12 protein-coding genes are annotated in these 13103 nt (G+C 69.5%); 6 read left to right on the plus strand and 6 right to left on the minus strand.

What is annotated here, in order from left to right; genetic code table 11:
- Together OEY_RS29020 and OEY_RS0123600 are read left to right on the plus strand one after the other, a co-directional pair.
- Positions 1 to 1067: MFS transporter (locus OEY_RS29020; protein ID WP_010596225.1), on the plus strand; the 1067-nt coding region annotated here is incomplete at its 5' end.
- A 52-nt stretch (positions 1068 to 1119) separates the two neighbouring features.
- A complete protein-coding gene (locus OEY_RS0123600) occupies positions 1120 to 2661 on the plus strand; it encodes an acyl-CoA synthetase (RefSeq protein ID WP_010596226.1) in 1542 nt (513 codons plus the stop codon).
- A 442-nt stretch (positions 2662 to 3103) separates the two neighbouring features.
- On the opposite strand, the gene OEY_RS0123610 is transcribed toward OEY_RS0123600, so the two are convergent.
- The 3 genes from OEY_RS0123610 to OEY_RS0123620 form a co-directional block, all read right to left on the minus strand.
- Complete coding sequence (locus tag OEY_RS0123610; protein ID WP_010596227.1) at positions 3104 to 4333, minus strand: acyl-CoA dehydrogenase family protein; 1230 nt, start codon at positions 4331 to 4333, stop codon at positions 3104 to 3106.
- Between the two features lie 24 nt (positions 4334 to 4357).
- Positions 4358 to 5419, minus strand: a complete 1062-nt coding sequence (locus OEY_RS0123615) for a phosphotransferase family protein (RefSeq protein WP_010596228.1) — start codon at positions 5417 to 5419, stop codon at positions 4358 to 4360.
- Positions 5420 to 5592: 173 nt separating this feature from the next.
- Positions 5593 to 6222 (minus strand): TetR/AcrR family transcriptional regulator, encoded by a 630-nt coding sequence (locus tag OEY_RS0123620; protein WP_010596229.1) that lies wholly within the window; start codon positions 6220 to 6222, stop codon positions 5593 to 5595.
- A 199-nt stretch (positions 6223 to 6421) separates the two neighbouring features.
- Here OEY_RS0123620 and mihF point away from each other — a divergent pair, with 199 nt between their 5' ends.
- Positions 6422 to 6739 (plus strand): integration host factor, actinobacterial type, encoded by a 318-nt coding sequence (gene mihF, locus OEY_RS0123625; RefSeq protein ID WP_003937196.1) that lies wholly within the window; start codon positions 6422 to 6424, stop codon positions 6737 to 6739.
- A 113-nt stretch (positions 6740 to 6852) separates the two neighbouring features.
- Positions 6853 to 7761: a cation diffusion facilitator family transporter gene (locus OEY_RS0123630; RefSeq protein WP_010596230.1), complete on the plus strand. Its 909-nt coding sequence runs from the start codon at positions 6853 to 6855 to the stop codon at positions 7759 to 7761.
- Between the two features lie 222 nt (positions 7762 to 7983).
- Here the strand turns inward: OEY_RS0123630 and OEY_RS0123635 are convergent, their stop codons facing one another.
- The gene (locus OEY_RS0123635) at positions 7984 to 8394 is read right to left on the minus strand and encodes a VOC family protein (protein ID WP_003937198.1); all 411 of its coding nucleotides are present in this window, start codon (positions 8392 to 8394) and stop codon (positions 7984 to 7986) included.
- A 157-nt stretch (positions 8395 to 8551) separates the two neighbouring features.
- Between OEY_RS0123635 and OEY_RS0123640 the strand changes: the two genes are divergently transcribed.
- A complete protein-coding gene (locus OEY_RS0123640) occupies positions 8552 to 9001 on the plus strand; it encodes a helix-turn-helix transcriptional regulator (RefSeq protein ID WP_003937200.1) in 450 nt (149 codons plus the stop codon).
- 55 nt (positions 9002 to 9056) lie between these two features.
- Positions 9057 to 11450 (plus strand): ATP-binding cassette domain-containing protein, encoded by a 2394-nt coding sequence (locus tag OEY_RS0123645; protein WP_029540194.1) that lies wholly within the window; start codon positions 9057 to 9059, stop codon positions 11448 to 11450.
- Between the two features lie 39 nt (positions 11451 to 11489).
- On the opposite strand, the gene OEY_RS0123650 is transcribed toward OEY_RS0123645, so the two are convergent.
- Positions 11490 to 12260: a thioesterase family protein gene (locus tag OEY_RS0123650; RefSeq protein WP_010596232.1), complete on the minus strand. Its 771-nt coding sequence runs from the start codon at positions 12258 to 12260 to the stop codon at positions 11490 to 11492.
- A 136-nt stretch (positions 12261 to 12396) separates the two neighbouring features.
- Positions 12397 to 13103 (minus strand): rhodanese-like domain-containing protein (locus OEY_RS0123655; RefSeq protein ID WP_010596233.1); only part of this gene is annotated, 707 nt, incomplete at its 5' end.

A 13103-nucleotide genomic window follows, 5' to 3' on the forward strand; every position in this document is an offset into this window, starting at 1 on the left:
GCCACTTCGGCGACAAGTACGGGCGCAAGCCGGTGCTCGTGACCGCCATCCTGCTCATGGGTGTCGCGACCACCCTGATCGGCTTCGTGCCGAACACGTCGATCACCTGGCTCGCTCCCGCGATGCTGGTCCTGCTCCGCATCTGCCAGGGCCTGGCCGTCGGGGCGCAGTGGGGTGGCGCGGTCCTGCTGGCCACCGAGTACGCTCCGGCCGATCGCCGCGGCTTCTACGGAAGCTTCGCCCAGCTCGGCATCCCGATCGGCGTGGTGATGGGTAACGCGGTCTTCCTGGCGGTGGCGTGGGCGGTCTCGCCCGAGGCGTTCACGTCGTGGGGCTGGCGCGTGCCGTTCTGGATCAGCCTGTTCATGCTCTTCGTCGCGTTCGCCATCCACCGCTACCTCGAGGAGACCCCCGAGTTCCAGCAGGTCGAGGCCAAGCTCGCGGCCGCGCCGGCCCAGCGACGTTCCCCGGTCCTCGAGGTCCTCCGGCACAACAGTGGCACCGTGCTCATGGCGGGCGGCACCTATCTGGTCGGCATCGTGATGTTCTACATCACCATCACCGGCTCGGTGCAGGTGGCTACGACGAACCTCGGCATCGCGCGCTCGGACGTGCTGGCGATCATCCTGATCGCCGCGGGCGTCCTCGTACCGATGGTGCCGCTGACCGCCTACCTGTCGGACCGCTACGGCCGCAAGCTGATCTACGGCATCGGCATCGTCGGCATGGGCCTGTGGGCCGTGCCGATGTGGCTGCTCATCGGGGCGTCCTCGTCGGGCGACATCCTGCCGTTGGCCGTCGCGCTCATCGTCTCCTGTGTGGTCATGTCGTTCCAGACCGGACCGCAGGCCGCCCTGTTCGCCGAGCTCTTTCCGCCGGAGATCCGTTACTCCGGAGCATCTCTGGGATACCAGGCCGCGGCGATCCTCGGTGGCATGGCGCCCATGGCGATGGTCGCGCTGATCAACGGGGAGGTCGCCAACCTCTGGCGCGTGGGTCTGCTCATCGCGGCGCTCTCGGTCCTCGCCCTCGCCTGCCTGGTGGCCCTCGCCCGTCGTCGGCACTGAGCTCGTCGTCGCCACTGAGCTCGTCGCCCACCGAACGAACCCTGGAGAACCCATGTATCCCGGTGCCTATCTCGACCCCGCTGCACACAAGCCCGCCGTGATCATGGCCGACACCGGCCGGACGGTCACCTTCGCCGAACTCGAAGCCAATTCGATCCGCATCGCCCGCCACCTCCGCGCGCTGGGACTGTGCCGCGGCGATCATGTCGCGGTGCTCGCCACCAACACACCCCGGGTGTTCGACATCTACTGGGCGGCGATGCGGTCGGGTCTCTACGTCACGATGGTGAACTGGCATCTCACCCCCGGCGAGGCCGCGTACATCGTCGACGACTGCGGCGCGAAGGCCGTGATCGTGGACGCCGCGCTCACGGAGATCGCCGGTGAGCTCCCTGCCCTGCTGCCGAACACCGAGCACCGCCTCGGCTTCGGCGGCACGCTTCCCGGGTATGCCGACCTGGATGCGGCCGCAGCTGCCGAGTCCGACGTGGCACTTGCGGATCAGCCGCGGGGGACGGACATGCTCTACTCGTCGGGCACCACGGGCCGCCCCAAGGGCATCAAGCCCGCCCTGCCCGACCGCCAGGTCCACGAACCCGGCGACACGATGACCGCAATGAATGCCTCGGTGTGGGGCGTGAATTCGGAGACCGTGTACCTGTCCCCCGCACCGCTGTACCACGCGGCGCCGCTGCGCACGTGCGCCGCGGTGCAGGCCCTCGGCGGCACGGTGGTCGTGATGGACCGCTTCGATGCCGAGAAGGCCCTCGAGTACATCGAGCGGTACCGGGTCACCTACAGCCAGTGGGTGCCCACCATGTTCGTGCGCATGCTCAAACTGCCGGAGGACGTGCGCTCCCGCTACGACGTGTCCAGCCTGCAGGTCGCCGTGCACGCCGCAGCCCCCTGCCCGATCGAGGTCAAGCGACAGATGATCGCGTGGTGGGGTCCGATCCTGTCGGAGTACTACTCCTCCACCGAACTCAACGGCCTCACCCTGGTCGACACGGACGAATGGCTGCGCAAGCCCGGAACGGTGGGCCGGGCCGCGCTCGGGATCGTCCACATCTGCGGCGAGAACGGCGACGACCTGCCCACGGGGCAGATCGGCACGATCTACTTCGAGCGCGACGTGCTTCCGTTCGAATACCACAACGCGCCGGAGAAGACCCGCGATGCCCAGCACCCGCGCCACCCGGCGTGGACGACGACCGGTGACGTCGGTTACCTGGACGAGGACGGGTACCTGTTCCTCACCGACCGCGATTCGTTCATGATCATCTCCGGCGGGGTCAACATCTACCCGCAGGAGATCGAGAACGCGCTCGTCGAGCACCCCAAGGTCCTCGACGCCGGCGTGATCGGGGTGCCCGATGCCGAGATGGGTGAGATCGTGACCGCGGTGATCCAGCCCGCACCCGGCGTCGACGGCGACGACACGCTCGCCGCCGAACTGGCCGACCACCTCCGCGGCCGCCTCGCCAAGTACAAGCTTCCGCGCCGGATCGTGTTCAGCGACGACATGCCCCGCACACCGACCGGCAAGCTGGTCAAGCGCAAGTTGAAGGAGCGCTTCGTCGACACTCCGGTGTGACACCGGACCGCGAATCCTGTCGACTACGAATATGATTCGGCCTGCCGCTCGTTGCGAGCGGCAGGCCGAATCGTCGGTTCGAGGTCGCGTCCCGGCCGGTTCGGCACCCCTTGCAGATCGCCGGACGCGTTCTCGGCGAGCTGCGCACCAGCAGTCCGGTGCGCGTGGTGGATCCGGCCGGCATCGTCGCCGCGATGGGGGTGTGATCGCGCGACCCCTCTGACGGGCACTACCTGCCCGGGGCGCTGGTCACCGCACCTACGTGCACGGGGCGCTGTTTCACCGCCCCTGCGTGCACGGGGCGCTGTTCACCGCCCACAGCGCCGCACGCGCCCCGTGACTGCCGCCGAGGGCGGCACTCACGGGGCGCGTTTGTCCGAGCGGCGGAGGCACCTGCACGAGTTGCTCCGGGGGTCTGTCGACTGGGCGCCCCCGGGTGGTCCTATTCGCGCACCTCGTGCAGCACCGGGGTGGCGGCGAACTCGGCGCGGGCGAGGGACCGGCGATGCACCTGGTCGGGGCCGTCGGCGATCTGCAGGAACCGTGCCTGCGAGTACAGCATCGCGAGTGGAGTGTCCTGGGACAGGCCCGCACCGCCGAAGATCTGGACGGCGTCGTCGACGATCTCCTTCACCGTCTGCGGCACCAGCACCTTGGCGGCGGCGATGTCGTGCCGGGCGGCCTTGGCGCCCTCGACGTCCATCCGCCAGGCGGCCCGCAGCACCATCAGCCGAGCCGCATCCACCCGGATGCGCGCGTCGGCGACGGTGGCTTGCACGACCCCTTCGTCGGCCAGCGGCCTGCCGAATGCGACGCGGGTGCGCGCCCGCTCCGTCATCAGCGCGACGGCGCGTTCGGCCATGCCGATCAGACGCATGCAGTGGTGGATCCGGCCCGGACCCAGGCGGGCCTGCGCGACGGCGAAACCCTGGCCGCGCGGGCCGAGCAGATTCTCCTTGGGCACCCGCACCCGGTCGAAGACGATCTCGCCGTGCCCGCCCTCGTGCCGGTCGTCGAATCCGAGCACGGTCGTGGAACGGACGATGTCCAGGCCCGGGGTCTCCATCGGGACCAGCACGATCGAGTGCTTCGAGCCGGCGGGGGCGTCGGGGTCGGTGACGCCCATGACCATCGCGACGCGGCAGTCCTCCCGCAGTGCGGCGGTGGACCACCATTTGCGGCCGGTGAGCACCCACTCGTCGCCGTCGTCGGCGATCTCGAGGCGGACGTTGCTCGCGTCCGAGCTGGCGACGTCGGGTTCGGTCATCGAGAAGCAGGACCGGATCTCACCTTCCAGCAGGGGGCCGAGCCACTGCTGCTTCTGAGCGTCGGTGCCGTAGCGGGCGAGCAGCTCCATGTTCCCGGTGTCCGGTGCGGCGCAGTTGAGCGCCTCCGGGGCGAGATGCGGGCTCCATCCGGTCAATTCGGCCAGCGGGGCGTATTCGAGATTGGTCAGGCCGGCCCCGCCCGCCTCGGGGAGGAAGAGGTTCCACAGCCCCTGCCGCTTGGCGGAAGCCTTGAGGTCGGCCATGATCGGCGGGGCACCCCAGTAGTCGGGCTTGCTCGCCAGTTGCTGCGCTGCGATCGGCTCGGCCGGCAGGATGCGTTCCTGCAGGAAGCCGGTGAGCCGGTCCTGCAGTTCGCGGACCTTGGGGCTGTATTCGAAATCCATTGTTCCTCCGGTTCGAGTGGTCGCCTAGCGGCGCAATGCGGGAAGGGCCGAGGTGGCGGCGAGATCGAGGGCGCGCCGGAGCAACGGTCCGACCATGTCGGCGATGCCGTCGAAGCCCTCTCCCACCGTCTCGCCCCGGTCGTGGCGAGCACCGATACCCTCGAGGATCACGGCGATCTTGAAGTCGGCGAAGACGATGTACCAGTCGACGTCGGCGAGGTCGATGCCACGCGCGCCGGCGTAGCGTTCGAGCAGCTCCGCGCGGGTGGGGAAGCCGTCGAGGGTGGCGAGGCCGCGGGTGATGGGGTTGGGTGTCGCACCGGGAACGTCCCAGAAGCTCAGCATGATTCCGATGTCGGCGAGGGTGTCGCCGAGAGTGGCCATCTCCCAGTCGAGTACGGCGGCGATACGTCCGCGGTCCTGCGGCGCGGCAAGGACGTTGTCGAGTTTGACGTCGCCGTGGACAATCCCCGGGTGGCGGGTCTGCGGCAGCGCGCGCCGGAGCTTGTCGAGCAGCACCGCGACCTCGGGCCGGTCGACCCTGCGGGACGCCTCCCACTGCTTCGCCCACCGGCCGAGCTGGCGCTCGAGGTAGCCGTCCGGGCGTCCGAAGCTGCCGAGCCCGACGGTGCCGGGGTCGATGTCGTGCAGCGCCGCGAGCGTGTCGGCGAGCGAGAACCCGAGGCGGCGGCGTTCGTCCGGGGTGAGGGCCGAGGCCTGGTCGACGGTGCCGACGGCCACACCGTCGACGAGTTCCATCAGGTAGAAGGTCGCGCCGAGGATGCTCTCGTCCTCGCACAGGTGCACCGCGCGGGGCACCGGCACGGACGTGCCGCCGAGGGCGTCGATGACGGTGAACTCGCGCCGCATGTCGTGCGCGCTCGGCAGCACGTGCCCGTACGGCGGTCGGCGCAGCACCCATACGTGCTCGTCGTCGGCGAGGCGGTAGGTGGGGTTGGAACGGCCACCGCCGATGAGGGAGGCGGTCAGTGCCCCGGAGACTCCACCGTCGAGTACGCGCTGCAGGTGGGCGGTCAGGGCGTCGAGATCGAGGCCGGCGACGGCGCCCGCAGGCGATGCAGTCATCGCGGATTCCTTCCTGCGTCGGCCTGTCGGCCAAACGATCGTTCGGGTGACCTACAGAGTCACCGAACGAGCGTTCGGTGTCAACCTCGGTGCCGATGAAGGGATCCGAACTGGAGAAACGCTGACGGGAGAAAGGAAGACTGCCACGCTCGAGACGGGCAGCCGATCGACCGCTAGGAAGCAGGGGCGCCGACGCGGCGGGGGCGGTGCTGCACCATCGCCAAGGCGAGATCCGCGTAGCGGTCCGCGAGTTCCTCCGCCCGCAGCGGCCCGTCGGACCGCCACCAGGTGCACACCGACTGGCCCATGTTGATGATCCCGCGCACCGCATCGCGCGGGAACTCCACCTCGAAGGCCCCCTCTTCGACGCCCCGCTCGACGACGTCGCGGAACAGGCCCTCCTGTTCGTCGCGCAGCGCGACGACGAGCCGGCGACCGGCCTCGTTCAGGCTGCGCAGTTCCGTCGCACCCACCAACGCATCGAGCTGCCGGGTGGTATGGAACATGACCCACGCCCGCACCAGCGCCTGCAACTGCGCGTCCGGCGAACCACCCGCCCGCAGCAACGCCCCCCGGGTCATGGCGATCGCATCGTGCAGCGCCCTGGTCATGATGTCCTGCAGAATCTCCTGCTTGGACTTGAAGTGGTGGTAGATCGAGGCGACGGTGATGTCGGCGTCGCGGGCGATGTCGCGCATCGAGGTGCCGTGGTACCCGCGCTCGTTCATGTTCTGCAACGCCGAGTCGAGGATCGCCTGCCGGCCATTACCGGTCCCGACCGTAGCCGCCTTCGCCGCGCTCATCGTCTACTCCGTCCCGCCGGTCGTGAACCGCTGACAGCGTAGTCGCAGGGCGGGTGCCCGAATCGGCCGGATCCGTCCCGCGAATCCCGAGACGGCCGTCTCCGCGTGCCGAACCGACGGATGTCGGTCCGACCTGGCAGCATCAGCCGCGGCAGCCTCGCCCGGGGCCGCTCACCATCGGACAACACAGGGGGCCGTCATGCCAGCACCCGTTCTCACCGACGAACAGCGCACCGCCGCACTCGCCAAGGCCGCCGAAGTGCGCAAGGCCCGCAGCGAGCTGCTCGCCGCCGTCAAGGCCGGCGAGCTCGACGTCCCGGCCGTGCTCGAGAAGGCGGAGACCGACGAGGTCGTGAAGAAGACGAAGGTCTCCGCCCTGATCAAGGCGCTGCCCGGAGTCGGCGCGGTCAAGGCCGCCAAGCTCCTCGAGCAGCTGTCGATCCCGGACACCCGCCGCATCGGGGGCCTCGGCGCCAACCAGCGTCAGGCGCTGCTCGACGCCACGACGGCCGCCTGACCCGTCGTTCGGCCCGGCGCAGGTGTTCCCGCGTCCCGAAGGGGGAACACCTGCGCGGGCGCGTCGACCACGCGCTCCGCGACCACGGAAGCCGACCGAGCGGGAGGAGTCGGATGACGACGTCCGTGCCCGAATCGCGGCAACAGCAGGACCGGCTGTTGTTCCGATTCATGCTGCTCTCCTTGGCCGCCGCGGTGCTCACCATCGTCCTCAAGGCGAGCGCCGCATGGGCGACCGGCTCGGTCGGGTTCCTCTCCGATGCCCTCGAATCCGGCGTCAACCTCGTCGCCGCAGTGGTGGCGCTGATCGCGCTGCGGGTGGCGGCCCGCCCCCCGGACGCGAGCCACCACTTCGGCCACGGCAAGGCCGAGTACGTCTCCGCCCTGGTCGAGGGCGCGATGATCTTCGTCGCCGCCACCGCCATCATCTGGACCGCGATCGAACGCCTGATCAGCCCGGTTCCGCTCGTCCAGCCAGGGCTCGGACTGGCCCTGTCGACCGTCGCCTCGGTGATCAACCTCGGCGTCGGCCTCACCCTGCTGCGCGTGGGACGCACGCACCGCTCGATCACGCTCGTCGCGGACGGCAAGCACCTGCTGACCGACGTATGGACCTCCGCCGGAGTGATCGTCGGCATCGCGCTGGTCGCCGTCACCGGCTGGGAGCCCCTGGACCCGATCGTGGCGCTCGCGGTGGGCGTCAACATCCTGTGGACCGGGTACCGGTTGCTTCGCGGCTCGGTCAGCGGCCTGCTCAGCGCCGCCCTCCCCCAGCACGAACAGGACCAGGTCAACGCCGTACTGGACCGGTTCCGTGCCGAGTGCCCCGTCGAGTTCGCGCCGCTGCGCACCGTCGAATCCGGCCGGCAGCGTCAGGTGTTCGTCGTCGTGACCGTGCCCGGCGACTGGACCGTGCGGACCGCCCACGACATGGCCGACCGCATCGAGGCGGCGATCGACGCGGTGCTGCCGCACACCGAGACCTTCATCCACGTGGAACCGGCCGGACCGGAGAACGCCTGACGGCAGCCACCTCGTCGCGGCCCGGTCGAGCGAGAGTTCGACACCTCGAGCGCGAGCGAACCGGAGGCGCGCCGAGCGATCCTGGCGGCACCCGTCGGGACGTTGGGCGACGGCGCGGAGACGCGGAGGGGGCGGAGGCGCGGCTACCGTGGCACGTGGACTACGGATACCAGATCACCATCGATGCAAGGACTTTCGTCTACTTCGGCGCCGTCGCGCGACTCAGCGACGTTCCTGGATACGGACCATGTTGCCCGCCGGGTCTCGGAAGGCGCAGTCGCGGATGCCGTACGGCTGCTCGGTCGGCTCCTGCACGACCTCTACATCCCCGGCCTGCACCTTCTCGAACGTGGCATCGAGATCGCGGGTGGCCAGCAGGATCCAGCCGTAGGTGCCCTTGGCCATCATCTCGGCGATGGTGCGACGCTCGTCGTCGGTGATACCCGGGTCGACGGCCGGCGGCGCCAGAAGGATGGACGTGTCGGGCTGACCTGCGGGACCGACTGTGATCCAGCGCATCTTGCCCTGCCCGACGTCGTTGCGGACCTCGAAGCCGAGGACATCGCGGTAGAAGGCGAGCGACGCCTCCGGGTCGTCGTGCGGCAGGAAGCTGGTGTGAATGGTGATATCCATGACGAGCAGAGTAGGAGCGTCTCCGCGTCCCGCGCTTCTCGATTCCTGATCGATCCGGCGAGCACGAGGCCGTCCCTCTCGTCGACGAACTCGCCGTCCACGCGCGACCCATCGAAAGCACTGGGCAACTCCGCTGCGACGTGGCACGATCGCGTAGGTGACCGGGGGACCTGCTGACGCGCAGCACCTGCGCGATCTCGCGCGGCTGCGCCGCGTTCGTGATCGGATCGATCGGGAGTACGCCCAGCCGCTGGACGTCGAGGCGCTCGCTCGCGGAGTGCACATGTCGGCGGGACACCTCAGCAGGCAGTTCCGGGCGGCGTACGGGGAGTCGCCGTACGCGTATCTGATGACGCGGCGCATCGAACGCGCGATGGCACTGCTGCGTCGCGGCGATCTGAGTGTCACCGAGGTGTGTTTCGCGGTGGGCTGCTCGTCGCTGGGCACCTTCAGCACCCGCTTCACCGAGCTGGTCGGTGTGCCGCCCAGCGTCTACCGGCGTCAGGCGGCGCACGCGGCGGCGGGGATGCCGTCGTGTGTCGCGAAGACCGTGACCCGACCGATCAGGAATCGAGAAGCGGGAGCTGCGGAGCCGCAACTAGCCTGACCGCCATGACGTCACCGTTGACCCGAGCTTTCCCCTCCCGGCGGATGGAGACACCATGAGCATGGCCACGAAGACGGACACGCAATCCCCCACGCTGCACACTGCCGACAGCCACGATCTGATTCGCGTCCACGGTGCGCGCGTGAACAACCTCCACGACGTCAGCGTCGAGATCCCGAAGCGCCGGTTGACGGTGTTCACCGGGGTCTCCGGCTCGGGCAAGAGCTCGCTGGTGTTCGGCACGATCGCCGCGGAGTCGCAACGACTGATCAACGAGACCTACAGTGCCTTCGTACAGGGTTTCATGCCGACCCTGGCGCGTCCCGACGTCGACCTGCTCGAAGGATTGACGACGGCGATCATCGTCGACCAGGAGCGGATGGGCTCGAATCCCCGCTCCACCGTCGGCACCGCCACGGACGCGCACGCGATGCTGCGCATCCTCTTCAGCCGGTTGGGGCAACCGCACATCGGTTCCCCCAACGCGTACTCGTTCAATGTCCCCTCGGTGAAAGCCAGCGGTGCGATCACGGTCGAGCGCGGCGCCGGGAGGACGAAGACCGAGAAGGCAACCTTCCACCGGCTCGGCGGCATGTGCCCCCGCTGCGAGGGGATGGGTTCGGTCACCGACTTCGACCGGTCCGCGTTGTACGACGAAAACCTGTCGCTGGACGAGGGCGCGCTCACGATCCCCGGCTACAGCATGGAAGGCTGGTACGGCCGGATCTACCGGGGCTGCGGATTCTTCGACTCGGCCAAGCCGATCCGCAAGTACACCAAGAGGGAGCTGCACGACCTGCTCTACAAGGAACCGACCAAGATCAAGGTCGACGGGATCAACCTGACGTACGAGGGGCTGATCCCGAAGATCCAGAAGTCGATGCTGTCCAAGGACGTCGATGCTCTGCAGCCGCACATCCGGGCGTTCGTGGAACGGGCCGTGACCTTCTCCACCTGTCCCGAGTGCAACGGCACCCGGCTCGCCCAGGAGGCCCTGTCCTCGAAGATCGACGGCAGGAACATCGCCGACGTCTGTGCCATGCAGATCAGTGACCTGGCGGACTGGGTCCGCAGCCTGGACGAGCCGTCGGTGGCTCCGCTGCTCACCGGGTTGCAGCACCTCCTCGACGCGTTCACCGAGATCGGCTTGGGATATCTCTCCCTCGACCGGCCGGCGGGCACCCTGTCCGGGGGAGAAGCCCAGCGCACCAAGATGATCCGGCACCTGGGCTCCTCCCTCACCGACGTCACCTACGTCTTCGACGAGCCCACCATCGGACTGCACCCGCACGACATCGCCCGGATGAACGACCTGTTGCTGCAGTTGCGCGACAAGGGCAACACCGTGCTCGTCGTCGAGCACAAACCGGAGGCGATCGCGATCGCCGACCACGTCGTCGACCTCGGGCCGGGGGCCGGCACCGGGGGCGGCGAGGTGGTGTTCGAGGGCACCGTCGAGGGCCTGCGCACCAGTGGCACGCTCACCGGGCGGCACCTGGACGACCGCGCGTCGGTGAAGCCCGCGGTGCGTACCCCGTCGGGGGTGCTGGAAGTGCGCGGCGCCGACACGCACAACCTGCAGAACGTCGACGTGGACATCCCACTCGGCGTGCTGGTCGTCCTCACCGGCGTGGCGGGCTCCGGGAAGAGCTCGCTGATCGACGGTTCGGTAGCCGGGCGCGAGGGCGTGGTCACGGTCGACCAGGGGGCGATCAGGGGTTCGCGGCGGAGCAATCCGGCGACCTACACCGGGTTGCTCGACCCGATCCGGAAGGCGTTCGCGAAGGCCAACGGCGTGAAGCCGGCATTGTTCAGCGCCAACTCCGAGGGCGCGTGCCCGGCGTGCAACGGCGCCGGGGTCATCTACACCGACCTGGGAGTGATGGCCACCGTCGAATCCACCTGCGAGGAATGCGAAGGCAAGCGGTTCCAGTCCGCGGTGCTGGAGTTCACGTTCGGCGGCCGCAGCATCGCCGACGTGCTCGCGATGCCGGTGACCGAGGCCGAGGAGTTCTTCGGCGCGGGTGAGACGCGGATCCCGGCGGCGCACAAGATCCTGGAGCGGCTCGCCGACGTGGGGCTCGGCTACCTCAGCCTCGGCCAGCCGCTCAGCACGCTGTCCGGCGGTGAACGGCAGCGAATCAAGCTGGCGACCCGGATGGCCGAGAAGGGCGGTGTCTACGTCCTCGACGAACCGACGACCGGTCTGCACCTCGCGGATGTCGAACAACTGCTCGGTCTGCTCGACAGGCTGGTCGACTCCGGCAAGTCGGTCATCGTCATCGAGCACCACCAGGCGGTCATGGCGCACGCCGACTGGATCATCGACCTCGGACCCGGCGCCGGCCACGACGGTGGCCGGATCGTGTTCGAGGGCACGCCCGCCGACCTCGTCGCCACGCGGTCCACCCTCACCGGCGAACACCTCGCGGCCTACGTCGGCGCCTGACCGGCCCCGTCGCGTGCGTACGTCCCGCCGGCACGACGGTCAGTTGGGGCGGAGGGTGAGGATCTGGGACACGGTGCCCACGGGACCGCGAGTGTCGTGGAGGACGCTGCTCGTCAGGCCGAGACCGTCGGGACCGAACGAGACGGTGGTGTCGAAGCCGAGCCAGTCACCACGAGGCTCGGTGAACAGATGGGCGGTGAGGTCGACGTTGGGGAAGGCGACGTCGTCCGGGGACGCCCGCACGGTCATGCCGTTGGCGATGTCGAACAGTCCGGCGGCACCGGCCGGCGCGCTGACCTTCTCGTCGAGCACCAGGGGCAGCGGGGTGCGCACCCAGTACGCCGCCCGGCCCGGCTCGAGCTGGGTGCGGCGGACTTCGGTGGAGGCGATGAACCCGCCCGGCCACACCGTCGAGGCGTCCCACGGGGCCATGGCCTCGGGCGGGTCGATCCGCGGCAGCGACGTCGCTTCCAGCGCCGGGGTGGGGCGCGGCTGCATGAGCCAGGCCCGCAGCCGTACCGCGGCGCGACCGTCGTGCGTGAGGACGGCCTCGACGAGCTCGATGGTGCGCCCGGGACGCAGGACGGTCACGGTGGTCTCGACCGTGTCGACCGGGACGGTGCCGAGGATGTCGTAGGACAGGCGCGCGACGACCAGTCCGTCGTCGCGGCGGGCGTCCCGGTCGCATTCGACGGCGTGGACCAGTAGCCCCAGGGCGGGCGCGATGTGCTGTTCCTGCGGGTTCCAGGCGCCGCCCACGTGATGGGTCGGCCGGAACGCGGCCGGACCGATCCGTTCGAAGTAGGCCATCTGCTGCTCCAGAAATCGGGGACTCGTCCAGGCATGATCCCAGGCGGGCACGATCCTCCGCGGACCGGGCGGTGCGGGACGGCGACAGCCCGCCCCTGGTCGACCAGGGGCGGGCTGTCGTGAATTGCGGCGCCGGTCAGGCGGGGACGTGGGCGTCGGCCCAGGCGTTGTACCCGCCGAGCAGGTCCGACACGTTCTCGAAGCCCTGCGCCCGCAGCAGCGACGCGGCCACACTCGACCGCCACCCCCCGGCACAGTGCACCACGATCGGCTTACCCGTGGGCACCTGCTCGAGCCGCGCCCGCAGCTGCGCCAACGGAATCGGCACCGCCCCCGGAATCGTCCCGAACTCCCGCTCCCCGGGATTACGGATGTCGACCAACGTCACCGCATCCGCGGCGAGCAACGCCTCGAGCTGCTCGACGGTGGTCCGCGGCGCCGGGACCACCAGCCCCGCCAGCTCCGCCGGGAACACCCCGTCGGACCCGACCGTCAGATACCCCAACGCGTTGTCCGACCCGATCCGGGCCAGCCGCACCGCCGCGTCCTGCTCCTGCCCCGGGTAGGTGATCAACACGATCGGCTCCCCCACCTCGGCGACCATCCCACCGGTCTCGGCGAACCGCCCGTCGAACCCGACGTTGACCGACCCGGCCAGATGCCCCGCGGCGAAGTCGTCCACGCTGCGCGCATCGAGCACCCGCGTCCCGGCGGCGAGCTCCGCCCGCACCCGCTCCGGCGACAACTGCGGGATGGCCCGGTCCTGGGCGAGCAGCGGATGGGTGCGCTTGTTCATCGCGGCATCGATAGAGAAGTACGACGGGGCCGCGGGCTGGCCCTCGG

It is taken from the genome of Rhodococcus sp. P14 (assembly GCF_000256505.1).
GTDB classification, from domain to species: Bacteria; Actinomycetota; Actinomycetes; order Mycobacteriales; family Mycobacteriaceae; genus Rhodococcus; species Rhodococcus ruber.

Bases quoted from the DNA above. Each gene is read 5' to 3' on its own strand.
- OEY_RS0123645 (WP_029540194.1), top strand. From the start codon at position 9,057: ATGAGCATGGCCACGAAGACGGACACGCAATCCCCCACGCTGCACACT.
- OEY_RS0123620 (WP_010596229.1), bottom strand. From the start codon at position 6,222: ATGAGCGCGGCGAAGGCGGCTACGGTCGGGACCGGTAATGGCCGGCAG.
- OEY_RS0123600 (WP_010596226.1), top strand. From the start codon at position 1,120: ATGTATCCCGGTGCCTATCTCGACCCCGCTGCACACAAGCCCGCCGTG.
- OEY_RS0123615 (WP_010596228.1), bottom strand. From the start codon at position 5,419: ATGACTGCATCGCCTGCGGGCGCCGTCGCCGGCCTCGATCTCGACGCC.
- mihF (WP_003937196.1), top strand. From the start codon at position 6,422: ATGCCAGCACCCGTTCTCACCGACGAACAGCGCACCGCCGCACTCGCC.
- OEY_RS0123610 (WP_010596227.1), bottom strand. From the start codon at position 4,333: ATGGATTTCGAATACAGCCCCAAGGTCCGCGAACTGCAGGACCGGCTC.
- OEY_RS0123650 (WP_010596232.1), bottom strand. From the start codon at position 12,260: ATGGCCTACTTCGAACGGATCGGTCCGGCCGCGTTCCGGCCGACCCAT.
- OEY_RS0123635 (WP_003937198.1), bottom strand. From the start codon at position 8,394: ATGGATATCACCATTCACACCAGCTTCCTGCCGCACGACGACCCGGAG.
- OEY_RS0123630 (WP_010596230.1), top strand. From the start codon at position 6,853: ATGACGACGTCCGTGCCCGAATCGCGGCAACAGCAGGACCGGCTGTTG.